This is a genomic window from Chitinophaga sp. 10T418 (genome assembly GCF_056394125.1).
Window position 1 is genome coordinate 103,426 of the sequence record NZ_JBFTHG010000020.1, and the last position, 15,281, is coordinate 118,706.

The window sequence follows — 15,281 nt, forward strand, 5'->3', positions numbered from 1 at the left end:
GTTTAACAATTAATAAAGTATTATCGTAACACTGGTTTTACATGATTTGCCTGACGTGGATTGGTATTGCAACCAGGATCAGTTTTACCACATTCAGAAGAAATTAAAAACTGTTGTCCGTAACTATCAGTCAATCCAAGCGTAGTACAGTCGAAGTTGGCATTACAAGCCAGATTTAAAAAGGTGAGATTTGCATTGCCGTCATCATAGATAGCAGCGAGATTACCAATTTTTGTCAGGGAATTATTTTCGAGGAAAATGGCAGTGAGCACCTTTAGCTGGCTCAAATCACCTACACTGGTAAGTTTGTTGTAAGAAAGATCCAGGTAATTCAAATAAATCTGACGCGAAAAGTTCTGCTGGCTAAGCTGATTATAAGAAGCGTCAACAAAATTCAGAAAACAGTCAGCATCGAACTGAAGGGTGGTGAGCTTATTACTGGAAGCATCCAGGTAGATCAGGTTCAATAGGCCGCGAAGGTCCAGAGAAGGCAGGTTGTTATTGGCAACTTTAAGTGTAGCGAGTTGTTTCAAATGCCTTAATAAACCGCCATCGCTAATGTTATTCTGACTTAGATTAAGCGTACGAAGGTTTTTAAAATACTGAAGCCCCTCCAGGTTACTGATGTTATAACCTGCACAGTTAAGTGTCAGTACTTTTACGGCCAGCGAATCTGTAATGACTTTGGTATTGTCTCCATTAAAAAGCTCATGAACAATAGCTGCCTTTAAGTTGGGATCCGGAAAGTGAATGGTGCCCACGGTATCCTGCACGCCGCCGCCACAATTCGGTTTTGTCCATACTGTTTGCGCCGTATGCTGTGAATTACAATGAACGGTATTCCAGTTGGGCACAATCCATTGCTTGCCCTGGCAGATGGCGTTTTCACCATTGGGGCAGGTGACGGGAGCGGTTAATTTGGGTAATATCGTTGCTCCATACTGTTTTTGATTAATAGTAATAGTACCGCATAAGCTTCCATCCAGCGTCTGACAACAGGAATCCGGGGGGAGCATAACAGCATCTGCAAAATTAACATAAAGAACTGTTGCATTGGTAAAATCAGCACCTCCCAGCTGTGAGCAACTTAAATCTACGCCAGCCGCACCTGAATCAGCTAGTAGGTGTGCATTATTAAAGTCGGCATTCTGGAGAATGGCTCCTGTAAACAAAACACCTTGCAGGGAACTATTACTAAAGCTGGCCCCCGGCATTACCGCTCCCGTAAAATCGGTTGTTGCCATTGTGCAATTGGCAAACTGTGTACGGATAGCGAATACATTGTTAAAACGGACGCTGTTTAACGAGGCTTTATTGAAAGAAGATCCCGATATATCGGCAGCTGAAAAATCAGCAACACCAGAACTTCCGACTGAATTAAAAAAGGCATAATCAAAAGAACAGCTATCGGCATGAGCACCTCTCAATAAAGCGCCTGACATCAAAGCAGCAGAAAAGTTCCCACGATCTAAAATAGCATTGTTCATAGTAGCCCCGGAAAAATCGGCGTTACTATTGTTGGCACCAGTGTAACATTTGACATCTGTTAGATCTGCATATACCAGACGGGTACCTCGTAGCTTTGCATTGAATAGCAAAGCGCCTGATAAATTGGCGTAACTCAGGTTAGCATTGGACAAGTCCGCACTTGACATAATACACCTGTTAAAATTAAAATGCGAAAGATTATTTCCCTGCATTTTGGCGCCGGTGATATTCCTGGAAGCAAAAGAAAATGTTTTGGGGTTAAACCCTGATATCCTGCAATTACTAAGATCCGTATATGACCAGTATACGGTAGGCCACCGCGCAAGAGGAAACTGGCCCAGGACAAGGGCTGTACCCACAAATTTTGTCCTGATACTATCAGGAGAGGGTTTGATGGTCATGAATGGGCCAAATTGTGTCCCTATCATTTGGGCATTTGTAAAATCCGTAGCAGTAAATTCAGCGTATTGCAAGTTGGCGTCCTGCATTTTTGCACCTTGAAAACTGGTATGATTGAGGGTGGTGCCAGATAGATCAACATATGATTTTGCCGATTGCTGCATAGTGGCATTTTTAAAATTGGCGCCTGTCAGGTCCATGTTCTGAAATTGGGCGCCATTGAGTATAGCGTTTGTAAAGTCTGCGTCTATCAGCGCGCTATGGGACATAGTGGTGAAATTATAATCAGTCATATTTTTCCCTGAAAAATCAAGATGTTTGTTCGAAGGATTTTTATGCTGAGCCAGTCCACTAAAAGGCAGGGTCAACAACGTAAGCAATAAAAACAGTGCGAAGGTTTTCATAAGGTTATGATTATAGGATATGGCCCAGGAGTAATGACAATCGCCAGCGAAAATATCCCACAGGGAGGAGCTGGGTATGATGCAGAAAAAGTGGGCCAGATCAGGTGATTTATATTAGGTGATGTAAATGATGCAGCATGGGTATTCCAATGCAGAATCAACTTGTGATTCTACCGGGAAAAATGATGTAACATGGGTTGTTGTTAAGCGTTACAGGTTAGCGGGCATTAACATCCTGCGTGCTATGTATTCAACATATACAGCAAATAGGATACAAATATGCCTGATGCCTGAATTAAACAGATACCGTCATGGGAGTACTGGGTTATTTGAGGGTTTTAAAATAGTTCGTAGGATATGTAACATTAAAACCGGTATGACTTTTCTGTCATAGCGCATTTGTTGATCTTTGCCTGGAGTGCTATACCATTGGTTGTCTTCCTGCCTATACTGAGCGTGTCTAAAAAAGCCATAACTAAACTATTAAAACTTTTCCAATGTGAAAAATATTTTTTGTATTCGAAAATAAATGTTAGGTGAAGGATTATTTAATTAGGATAACTTATCTTTTTTGGGGATTAAAGGGGAGGTGTGTTTTTATGTTGTTAAATAAAATGCCAGAGTAATTCTGAATTTCGGGGGGCATGGCATTGGTAGTATACTTCCGCGTCCCGGTTTTTTCATAATGGTATTTACTGGGGGAATGAAGGGGTGGAAGTTAACCAGAGGCTGGTCAGCGCATGTGCTGACCAGCCGGATTTCAAATAAATTACGCTGTAGCTTCTTCTACTGTTGCTTTAGGTGCATTACTTTTGACCGCAGCAATGCCACCGTCACGACCAGCAGCACTTTCGTACATTTCGCTGGTACCAATGATTTGTCCATTGGAAGCTTTCAGGTTAAAATAATGTTTCCCATTGGTGGCTGTTTTTTTCTCGAACCGTTCATCAACCTGGGAATTGGTTCTTACGGACTCAATGCCGTTGTCGCAGCCTGATTTGGAGGTGTAGCCCTCGCTAACAAGGATTACCTCCCCGTTACCAGCTTTTAATTTAAAACGGAATTCGCCGTTGCTGCTTTTGGAGACAACAAATTTACTCATAGGATATTGTTTTAGTGTAAGGAAAGTTACTTAATAAATCTCAAACTCATTAAATGTGAAAGACGTTGGGATTATTTTACGCTATCATGCTTCTGCAAGGCTTTACGGAAATAAAGAGTACTTCCCTTTAAATGTAGTAAACTTTCTAAGTTTAAACTGTCGCCACAATAAGGATACTTACACATTTCTTTCTATATTAGCCCTCCGGAATAGCGATTGCTCCCGCTATCCGGGTATCACAAGAACTTTTGGTAACTATCATATTGCTAGTATAATGTACAAGGGAGAAGATAATATTTACTGGACATTTAGCTCCTCTGCACAGGCCATTGCAGCGCTAATCGGCTTTCTTGCAGCGGGATTTTTCTTTATCCACGAAAGAATGGATAAAGAAGTAGAAAAGGATGAAACCCTTATTGAAATTTATGCTGATATTAAAAAGCAATATTTTTCGAGATTAAAATTTTTACTATGGCTTACCGGCCTTTCTATAACTTTTAGTTTGTTAGTGGTCTATCTTAATGGATTTGATTTAGGCGCATTCTCCATATTCCTTGTAGCAGTTGTCGGCGTCCTTAATATTTTTACCATTTTCCAGGCAATGGTATTTGTCATATTTATTGTAAATCCATCGAAGATTGAAAATACAGCAGATAAATTGATTGAAAAAGATAAAGAATCATTCGATGTTAGAAATTCCCGGACGGTATCAAGAGGTGAGTTCCTGGATAAATTTGCTGTATTGGAGAAAACAGCACGAAACATTTTGGCTGAAACTCCAGGTCAGGGTGTTGACGCTGGTCGTCCCCGGCAGTTCATGCATTTTCAACAGGTAGTAAGAGAGCTTTTTCAAAGAGGGGTATTAACCCGGGATCAAATCAATAAACTCAATCGTGTAACCAAAATAAGAAATCTCGTTTCTCACGGAGAGATAGGGGTTGTTGATTCAAGGGCCGGAATCATGGTCGATGAATTAAATAATCAGCTACGAAATAACGCTTCCGCAAGTCGCTGATCAACGAGGTGAAATGTATGATTACATGAAGAACTGCTCTGAAATAATTTTACCGTCTTTTACATGATATACGCAAAGCTCACTCATCTTCATACGGTCTTTGCCAATCATTTTGATGTCCATAGTGAGTACAAAGGCGATAACGTTGCCTGTGATCAATGGTGTTGAAACAGTAGTGCCATACCTGGCTTCCACCATAGCACTGAATTTTCTGTCTTTCTCCGTTAAAGCGTTCCGTCCTTTGGTTTCTTTTTCAAAATCAGGCGTGGCGTAAGGTTCTATGCTGACGGCATCATCGGCATAAAGTTCCTTTTGTGCAATATCAAATTTTTCTTCCCGGCAAAGTTCTGTGAGGCGGGAGGCGATTTGTTCTACTGTCATAATAGAAGGGTTTTATTGGTGAATAGCATATTATTGTCACTAAGAAGGTTTTTTTTCCATCAGATGACAACCTGTTTTTCAGTAGCAAGATAACCAAAATATTAGTTGTTTGCAGGGCTGACTATGCTTGAAATTAAAGCCTGAGAGAATATCTGCGCTATGTAAGGTGGTTAAAGCAATATGCAATATATCATTGTAACTGTTTTTAGATTTTTTTGATAAGTTAAGCTTTATCAGACTGCGACCCTATCGCATTATCACATTGTAGTTTTAACGCCGTAAAGGAAATATGAAAACCGTGTGTATCTGATATCTTTTTTGTAACACCCACCTCTGCCTGATAACACATTATATTGTTGTTATAATTGGTAATCTGGATTTATTAAGGAAACGTAAGGACTAAGAAATGAAACAAGCATTCGTAATTTTATCGGTTGGCATCAGGAAGCATTTTTTAATTAATAAGCAGTATTCTCCTCCTTCCTAATATTGTCTCTTCTTTTTTATTGGTTGTTCAGTTAACTGTACAGATTTCCTGGCTTTGCCTGGAAGCTGTGAGCTTTCGTTGCTGAGTAACCTGCATACAACCCTTTCTTACAACTAATTCGTGACAGGTGCATACACCTGTGGCGAAATCCAACGTGTATATCATTTTATAACCGTGGCATGAGTATGTCATTAATCGAACACCTTTAATTTAAACACTATCTATGAGCTATTTGCAATTTCCCCGGCTTCATTTTTCAGGAAAATTTGAGTCCGATATCCCGACAGTTAATAATCCCAGGGGTTATTATGATAATGATAATTTCCAGACCAGTTATCAGCTACCTGCTTATCCGATAGGAAATGGAGGTCCCAGTCCTAATGGAACCGGCAGCTGGCGATTGTATAATTGTACAGTTCAGGGGGTTACTTACCTTGATGGTACTACCTGCGACGATGCGGCTTTAGATGCTATTATCGGAATGCCATTGAGCGGAATGGACAGCCGTGTGGATGGTAAAATGGCAGATCTGGATACCGATGAAAAAACAACGGAACTATGGGGCTTCCAGGTAGTAGTTGGCAATGGCGATGATGCTGCTTTTCAGGGCGACTATGAAGTGGCGGCTTTCAGTGATTACTGGTTACGTGCACAGGATGCAATTTTCGGCGATGTTGGTAGTGGTGCTGTTTATCAAAGCGTTTTAAATATTGGAAGATGGAATCATAACATAAGATCCCGCTTCCTGGAAGAACTGACTGCAGGCCTGCCGTCAGGAGAGGCGCCGGACAAGCTGAGCATCAAGTTCAACCTGGATGCGTTTGATTTTAATCCTGCTTCCGCTACTTTTCTTTTTGGCAGGATTACAGGAGCTATCGGCAGATATCTTCCGGATGAACCGCTGCATTTTGTAAATGGCCGGGCGCTGTTTCCTAATCCTGCTGCGCGTATTAGTCTTAACACGGCTTACTGTAAAGTGGGTGATGGCGTGGTACATGTTGACCTGGGGAATAGTTTGCCTACTGAGAAGGGAGTACTGGCTGATGTAGACCAGATTTATCTGGCTGTATTGCCGGCTTCAGGTGGACCGGTATTATTGGGAGAGATAAATTATGGAGACACCAATTGGTATGCTGCTACTGCCGGTATTGTATCCATTCCTTTTACACCTGCAACAGCCGCATTAATTGAGCAAAATCCATTGGCTATCTTTCATTCTGCATCCGGCAGAACATTGCTGCAGGAAAATACCACCGGGACATTCCTGCGTGCCGATGCATTTACCTTCCGGTTAAATCCCGGAGAAAAACAAACTGCCAGGATATATGCCAGTGCTTTCGGAAAACCGTTCAGCAACCAGTCCATCCGGCTGTTTAATGTGCCGGGACGGAGAGCTAAACCGGGCGCACCATCTCACCTGGCTTTCCCTGCCAATGTTATGACTAATGTAAATGGTGTAGCAGAAATACCTGTTACCGCCAGTGATCCCGGAACACCGAGAGATTTTATTGATGGGCAGGTATATTATATTGGTTATGCCGCAGGGGATATACGGAGTAATGACACCATTATGGCAAAAGTATATTCCGGGTACCAGGTGCCAGATCAACCAACCTGGATGGAGCATGTACAACCTATTTTTCAGCAGTATGCCAATCTGTATCCGGTGATGAAGCCTATTGTCGACTTGTCTAACTATGCCAGTGTTATTCAGCGTTTGCATGTTATGAAAAATGTTTTCAGGCTGCCGGTCACAAGTCCTAATTATATGCCGGTAACGCGCGACCTTTCTGCTGCAAAGCTGGAGATGATCCGTAAGTGGCTGGACAACCCGGTGTATATGAAACTGGATAGTATTGATAGTCTGAAGCTGGCATTGCAAACGGCACTGGAGCTGGAGCATGCCACTATTCCCCCTTACCTGTGCGCTTTGTATAGTATCAAACAGGGATATAATATAGAAGTGGCTGAATTGATCAGAGGTATTGTAATGGAAGAAATGCTGCATATGGCATTGGTATCAAACCTGTTGATTGCTATCGGTGGTAGTCCTGATATGGTGCATCCCGGATTTGTACCACGCTATCCCGCTGCATTGCCGGGAGGTTTGAGAGCAGGTCTCACCGTGCATTTACGGCGTTGCTCTATAGAACATATCCGTGATACCTTTATGACCATTGAAGAACCGGAGGAAATGATTCAAACCAGGATGAAAGCACTGAATCAGCAATGGCCGGAAGGAACAAATCCCTATACCATTGGCTGGTTTTATGATGAGATCAAACGAGGATTGATTGATTTGAATAAGGCAGGGAAAATTACTTTTGGTAATATTGATAAACAGGTGAAGGAATGGAACGGACAAGGAAAGTTGTTCGCTATAAAGAATTTACAGGATGCGCTGGTTGCGTTGGAACAGATAAAAGATCAGGGAGAAGGGGTGTCTTCCTCCAATCCGGAGGATGGTGATGGTGAGCTGGCGCATTACTACAAGTTTGCGGAAATAGTAAACGGACATCATCTGGTTCGAAAAAAAGGTGGTGGCTTTTCTTATACAGGAGCTAAAATATCATTTGATGCTAATGGTGTATGGCCTATAGAAGATGATCCGCAACTGGTTAATTATCCGGAAAACTCCCGTGCACAAATATTGTCTGTACAGTTTGCACAGGCCTATCAGGCCATGTTAAAGGCATTACATCGTACATTCAATGGGGAACCCGGATTTTTGCAGGAAGCGGTAGGGACTATGTTTGGGCTGTCCCTCATGGCGCGTAAACTGGTGGAAACACCTACCGGTGCAGCTGATGGCACTACCATGACGCCTGCTTTCCAATTGCCGTGAAATTGAATATTCCGATATGTTATGCTGTTTGAAATGCAGTTATTTTAAACAGCATAACATATATATTTTGATGCGCTGTTTATATCATGCCTAAGTTTTAAAAAAAAAAATTTCATTGTTGTTTTTTTATTCATAATTTTAGTCATACTTTTCTTCGACTACTAAAAAAATAACAACAAAACCAACACCAACTCAAATAACCGGAAACCCAACGAAAAACACAACATCCAGGAAACTTTTTATTGTCAATGAGACTTAACATTTTAATACTCGTATTTTATGAGGCTCAATCAGCTTAGTTCCTTTGAACCATATCCGCAGTGCTCCGTTTAATATAACCCAGCCATCAACGTGGAAGCTATGTCCATCCCTCAATCATAACCCGGAGGTGGAAATATCCATGGGGTAAATGATTGCTCTTTTTATTTATCAGCATACCTTCTTTCAGATCTGCATAATAGTCTGGAAAGATCCGCTGATGCTTATGATTTGAATTTACTTTTCTTTCTAACCAGATATAATCTGGTTTTTTCTATGCAAGCTGGAGTAGATGTTACAAAACATTACCCATTAGCTTTTACATAATTAATTATCGTAGGGAAGCCTTATAGTGTGAAACAAATATGTACTCACATCTGCGACAGCTATGTCCTTTACTTTGAGTGTCGTAAAGTGTGTTAACACCGGTGTAATCATGCAGATTACCGGCAGCTTTTTGTTACTATCCATTTGCTACTATCTCCGAATAGTTCCCCCGATATTTAGTTACATAGCCGGTATATAAGCGGCTTACTACTGATCTGCTGCCTGAAAGGGCGCAGGGCGGGCTTTATTTGCCTGTTCCTATCACTACTTAATAATTTACCATACTCAAAATATAAAACAATATGTTCCAACAGATGATTTCGCTCCATCCCGCACAGCATGATATTTTCATGGATCAATTGATATATCCTGACAGCTCTCATTATAACACAGGTGGCTACCTGAAAATAGCAGGTACACTTGATAAAGAAAAATTTGTTGCCGCCGTTTACTCATTGCCTGCGGTATTTGATGCACTCAGAATGAGATTCAGTATCACAGATGATACACCGCATCTGTATTTTGATAACAGCTCTTTGTCATATCACATGAAGGAAGTGGATGCCACTGACATACCTGGTAATAATGCTGCCATGGAGCTATGGATAAAAGACCGGCTGAACATCCCTTTTAAATTAGGCGAAGATGCATTGCTGTATGAGTTTTATCTTATCAGGATCAGTGATCAGGAACATTGGTGGTATTTTAAATATCATCACCTTGTAACCGATGGTGTAGGGGTGGCTGCGGTTTTCCAATATCTCGCAAAAAAATATAATGCGCTGGTGACTGGTGTGGAAACAATTTTCAGTTTTCCTTCTTATAAAGAAGAAGCCATCAGGGCGCATACTTATTGGGATTCAGAGGAATATGCGAGGGAAGGTATATACTGGAAGGCCAGAATTGGTGAGAAACCGGATAGCGTGTTGAAGAAAAGACAGGGGGCAGCACATCAGAAACAGGGAGGAACCTACCTGCTTGATATCACAGCGGAGGATAAAGCCTGGATGGATGAATTGGAAAAACGATCGGGTGTGAATTTGCAGCAATTAACGATTGCTGCCTTAATGATTTATTTTGCTAAATCAACGTCGCAAACGTCCTTCGTTTTTGGTGTTCCTTTACATAAAAGGAGAACGAAACAGTTACGTACCATCGCCGGTATGTTTATGGGAGTTATACCTTTTAAAGGAGTGTATCAACCGGATATTCCTTTGCTCGAACTGCTGAAACAGATCGCTTCTACCCAAAGGGAAGATTACCGTTATCAGAACTATCTGGTCAGCGATCTGAAAAAAATGATGCAGATCGGCCATATCAACGATTACCTGATTGAGGTGATCGTAAACTATGCGTTGCTGGATATGGAACTGGAGATGGAAGGAAATATAAAAGCCACTACCACCACACTGTCTAACCCGGACCTTTCATTTCCACTGGAACTGATGTGGAAAGATTACGGCAAACAACAACCTATACAGTTAAGGATGGATTACCAGGAACAGTTCTTCTCTGCGGAAGAGATGCCGTTGCTGGCAAGCCGTCTTATGCATATTTTACGACAGTTTAAGAATGGTTTGGAGGATCCTGTCGAACAAATCAGTATCCTGCCGGAGGAAGAACATAGGTTGTTGTTAACGTACAATGATACTGCGGTAGCCTATCCTGGCGACAAAACCTGGCTGGATCTGTTCGCCGCCCAGGTAGCGCGTACTCCTGATGCAATCGCCGTGGTTTTTAAAGAGACTGCTATCAACTACCGGCAACTGGACGAGCGCTCCAATCAACTGGCGCATTACCTGCAAAGCCAGGGGGTAAAAGAAGAAACATTGGTGCCTGTTTGCCTGGAACGTTCTGAAGAAATGATAACAGGCATTTTGGGCATATTAAAGGCTGGAGGTGCCTATGTACCCATCGACCCTGATTATCCGGCAGAAAGGATAGGTTATATGCTCACAGATACCGGTGCCGGCATCGTACTCACTACTATGGCATCTGCTCCGCGTTTACAGTCGGCAGACAATATCCGGGTGATCACATTGGACGGCGACAACAGCAGTATAGCGGCTTATCCCCGCACCGCGCCATGCAATTCGCTGACCCCAGCCAGCCTGGCGTATGTAATTTATACTTCCGGCACTACCGGTCAGCCCAAGGGCGTAATGAATGAGCATGGAGGGTTGTTGAACCGTTTGCTATGGGCACAGGATTACTTTCATCTTGATAGTACCGATGCAGTATTGCAAAAAAATACTTTTTGTTTCGATGTATCTGTATGGGAATTATTATGGCCGCTGATCACAGGTGCCAGGCTGGTATTTGCGTTACCTGAAGAACATAAGAATGCTGATTATCTGAAGGAAATTATCGTCCGGCAGGGGATTACTACCATCCATTTTGTGCCTTCCATGTTGCATGTTTTCCTGGAAAATATTACTACCGGGGATTGCTCCTGTTTACGTCGTGTACTTTGCAGTGGAGAACCCTTGCTGCCACAACAGGTACAGGCTTTCAAACAAACGAAGATCCCTGCAGGTTTGTATAATCTGTATGGCCCAACAGAAGCGGCAATAGATGTAACCTGCTGGCCAGCGCCGGAAGACAGCAGTAGCCCTGAAATAGTACCTATCGGCAAACCTGTTGCCAATACAGCCTTATACATTCTGGACACATCCGGCAACATAACACCTATAGGCGTGCCGGGAGAGTTGCACATTGGAGGGATACAGGTGGCACGTGGATATCTCAATCGTCCGGAATTAACGGCTCAGCGATTTTTTAATAATCCATTTCTAAAAACAGGGCATACAAGGATGTATCGTACCGGCGACCAGGCAAGATGGTTACCGGATGGGAATATCGAATACCTGGGCCGGAAAGACGACCAGGTAAAGATCCGCGGTTATCGTATCGAACTGGGTGAAATAGAGAGTCTGTTGCTGCAATGTGAACTGGTAAGTCAGGCGGTAGTAGTACCAAGGAAAGATAATCAGGGGTTGATAGGTTATGTGGTACCCCGGGGTGATTTTGATAAAAGCGCTATCCTGGTCTTTTTACAATCAAAATTACCCGGTTACATGGTGCCATCTTTTTTAATACCACTGGATGAATTACCGCTTGGCACAAACGGAAAAATAGATAAAAAATCCTTGCCTGCGGTAGATATGAATGTGTTGCTGGAAGAGGATTATGTAGCGCCCCGCAATGAACGGGAACAAACATTGGCAGCTATCTGGGAGGAATTGCTGGGTGTATCACGGGTAGGCATATACGATAACTTTTTCGAATTAGGTGGCGATTCCATCATTACGATCCAACTGGTAAGCCGCGCCAGGCGATCGGGTTATGCGTTGCAGCCCCGTAATTTATTTGCCTGTCAAACCATAGCTGCACTGTCTTCGTTCCTGTTGTTGCAGGAGGATAACACACTTGCCGGTGAGCAGGGATTACTTACCGGCACCAGCGGACTGTTACCCATACAGCAATTTTATTTTGAAACAACAGGCAATACCAGTACCCATTTTAATCAAAGCGTGCTGCTGAAAGTAACCAAAACAACCGGTACGGATAAACTTTCAATGGCTATTGCACAACTGGTACGCCATCACGATGCGCTGCGTTTCGGGTATAAATATTCCGATGGTACCTGGAAACAGTCCTACGGCGACTATGAAGCTCCGCTGGAAATACTTGACCTGCGTGATGTCGCCCCGGCGATATTACCGTCAGCCATTGCAGCGAAAGAGGAAGAATACCAGCGTAGTCTGCATATTGAAAAAGGTATTCTCTTCCGCGCAGTACTATTGCTCACACCGGAGGAAGAAGAACATCACCGTTTACTGCTGATAGTTCACCACCTTGCTGTAGATGGCGTATCCTGGAGGATTTTATTGGAAGATGTAGTGTTGCTGCTGAATACAGCAGCACCTGAAATGACCGGTGTACTTAGCCACAAAGGTAGTTCTTACCGTCAGTGGTACAATGTATTGGAAAACTATAGCAGGTTGCCCCACTTATTAAACCAACAATCCTATTGGGAAAAAATCGCTGGAAAATATAGCCCGTTAAGGGTAGCACATACTTATGATGGCGGCATTATCACGGCTGATGTTGACCGGCTGGAAGTCCGGCTGGATGCAGTCCGGACACAGCGTCTGCTGCAGGAAGTGCCTAAGGCCTATCACACAGAGATCAATGATATTTTATTGAGTGCACTCACGCTAACACTCAATGTATGGAATAATAGCCGTAGTGTAGTGGTAGGAGTGGAAGGGCACGGCAGGGAAGATATTGCCGCCGGCATAGACAACAGCCGTACAGTAGGCTGGTTTACCAGCATGTACCCGGTAGTGCTGGAGATGCAAACAGATGATCATTCAGCACTGATAAAAGAGGTGAAAGAGCAATTGCGTAAAGTAACGGATAAGGGCATCGGATATGGGGTATTGAAATACATCAACAAAGTACCTTCCCTGCAGGGGAATAATCCCTGGGATATCCTGTTTAATTACCTCGGGCAGCTGGATAGCCTGCTGAGTCGCAATGATTATCTGAGTGCCTCCATGGACTCCCTGCAGGCTTTTGCCGGTGAAACACATCCTGTTCAGGAGAAAATCGTTATTGACAGTTATATTCAGGACGGAGTGCTTGTATTGAACTGGCGTTATAGTACCCGGCACTATAACATAACTGATATAGAAAAACTGGCTTCAGATTATTTATCAAACCTGCAAATGCTGATAGCGCATTGTGCCTCACAGCAGGTTGTTTCATTTACACCTGCTGATTATGGATTGGGCGCGTATATCAATCATGATGCATTGGATAAATTCCTGGATGTTCCTTACAAAGGTGTTCCAAGGCGTCAGCAAATAACCGGCTTATATCGACTGAGTGGCTTACAGGAGGGTATCCTGTTTCATTCATTGTATAATCAGCAAGCAGATGTTTATCTGGAACAATTAACCTGTGATCTGGGTACATTAAACGAAACAATACTCTTACAGGGCCTGCAACACCTGGTAGAACAGCATACTATTTTACGCAGTGTTTTCTATTACGATGAATTCAGTGTTCCTGTTCAGTGTGTGCTCCGGGAGGTGAAACTACCGGTAACCGTGCTGGATTACCGGCATCTGAAGGAAAACGAACAGCTGGACGCCATATCGCAATATGAAGAAACAGATCGTCGTCAGGGCTTTGATTTTAGCGAAGCTCCGCTGACGCGCTGCTGCCTGATACGGCTGAAAGATGATCATTACCGGTTATTATGGACGTTCCATCATATCCTGTTAGATGGTTGGTCATTGCCGGTGTTGCTGGCAGAACTGCTGCAGTACTATGAGACTGTCACTATTGGCAGCATGCCGGTCATCACAATGGAAGACAGATTTGAAGATTTTATACGTTTCGTGGACCGTCAGGATAAAGCACAGTCATTGCAGTATTGGGGTAATTATCTGAACAGGATCAGTGAAGGAAGCTTGTTGCCTTTCATTGGCACTGTGGCTGGCCGGACAAAAGGATTGGGCGTTTATAAGGAACATATGCTACAGCTGGATGCTATCGTGACTGACAGGCTTACTTCCTATGCCCGCCGTCATCGTATCACACAAAATACGTTGATGCAGGGAGTGTGGAGCTATCTGTTGTCCCGTTATACCGGCCGTAAGGATATTGTTTTTGGTATTACAGTTGCCGGCCGCCCGGAAGAATTACCGGGAATGGAACAACGGGTAGGTATGTTTATCAATACACTGCCATTGCATACTACCGTGGAACCGGAGAATGATATTGTTGCATGGTTGCAGCAACTTCAGGTAAACCAGCAGGAATGCCGTAAATATCAATACACAGGGTTAAAGGATATTCAGCAAAGTACCGGTATAACAGGTGATTTGTTCGATACTTCCATCACGTTTCAGAACTACCCGTTGAACAGTGTGCTGGCATTAAAAGACTGGCAACTGAAAATGACCAACCTGGAGGCCCATCCGCATACCAACTATCCTTTAACCATCATCATTCATACGGGAGAAACTACCAGGCTATTATTCAGTTATAACAGTGATCTGCTGGATACGTTTTATGTGCAGCAGATAGCTGCACAGTTCCATCATGTGCTTTTGCAGGTAATTGATAATGAAGTAAAGCAGCTCAATGATATTGAGCTGTTAACAACGGCTGAACGTGAACTGCTGTTATCTGCAAATAACCAGGTGGCGTTAGCCGGAACAGATCAAACGATCGTGGATATGTTTGCGGCAGTGGTGGCCCGTACCCCGCAGGCGACTGCATTGGTATTTGAAGGCCAGTCTATGATTTACCAGGAACTGGATGCACGTGCTACCCGGTTGGCGGTTCATCTCCGCAAAAACGGCGTAGAGGCTAATACGTTAGTGCCGCTGTTCATAGAACGTTCTGCTGATATGATAGTGGGCATCCTGGGGATATTGAAGGCTGGCGGTGCTTATGTGCCCATTGAGCAGGATTATCCTTTGGAACGGATCAGTTATATTTTAAAAGATACCGCAGCAACGGTGATCGTGAGCAGTAGTAGTTGTAGAGGATTGTTG

The 15,281-nt window shown here is 43.2% G+C and carries 6 protein-coding genes; 3 read left to right on the top strand and 3 right to left on the bottom strand.

Annotated features, from left to right (window positions below):
• Positions 1–20 precede the first annotated feature (20 nt).
• Together AC1DCV_RS33945 and AC1DCV_RS33950 are read right to left on the bottom strand one after the other, a co-directional pair.
• Positions 21–2,291: a pentapeptide repeat-containing protein gene (locus AC1DCV_RS33945; RefSeq protein ID WP_477027345.1), complete on the bottom strand. Its 2,271-nt coding sequence runs from the start codon at positions 2,289–2,291 to the stop codon at positions 21–23.
• A gap of 769 nt (positions 2,292–3,060) precedes the next feature.
• A complete protein-coding gene (locus AC1DCV_RS33950; protein ID WP_477027346.1) occupies positions 3,061–3,393 on the bottom strand; it encodes a YegP family protein in 333 nt (110 codons plus the stop codon).
• A 55-nt stretch (positions 3,394–3,448) separates the two neighbouring features.
• On the opposite strand from AC1DCV_RS33950, the gene AC1DCV_RS33955 reads away from it, so the two are divergent.
• Positions 3,449–4,408: a hypothetical protein gene (locus AC1DCV_RS33955; protein WP_477027347.1), complete on the top strand. Its 960-nt coding sequence runs from the start codon at positions 3,449–3,451 to the stop codon at positions 4,406–4,408.
• Between the two features lie 21 nt (positions 4,409–4,429).
• On the opposite strand, the gene AC1DCV_RS33960 is transcribed toward AC1DCV_RS33955, so the two are convergent.
• Positions 4,430–4,789, bottom strand: coding sequence for a SnoaL-like domain-containing protein (locus AC1DCV_RS33960; protein WP_477027348.1), 360 nt, complete (start codon positions 4,787–4,789; stop codon positions 4,430–4,432).
• 710 nt (positions 4,790–5,499) lie between these two features.
• On the opposite strand from AC1DCV_RS33960, the gene AC1DCV_RS33965 reads away from it, so the two are divergent.
• Positions 5,500–8,121: a ferritin-like domain-containing protein gene (locus AC1DCV_RS33965; protein WP_477027349.1), complete on the top strand. Its 2,622-nt coding sequence runs from the start codon at positions 5,500–5,502 to the stop codon at positions 8,119–8,121.
• A gap of 887 nt (positions 8,122–9,008) precedes the next feature.
• Positions 9,009–15,281: amino acid adenylation domain-containing protein (locus AC1DCV_RS33970; protein ID WP_477027350.1), on the top strand; the 6,273-nt coding region annotated here is incomplete at its 3' end.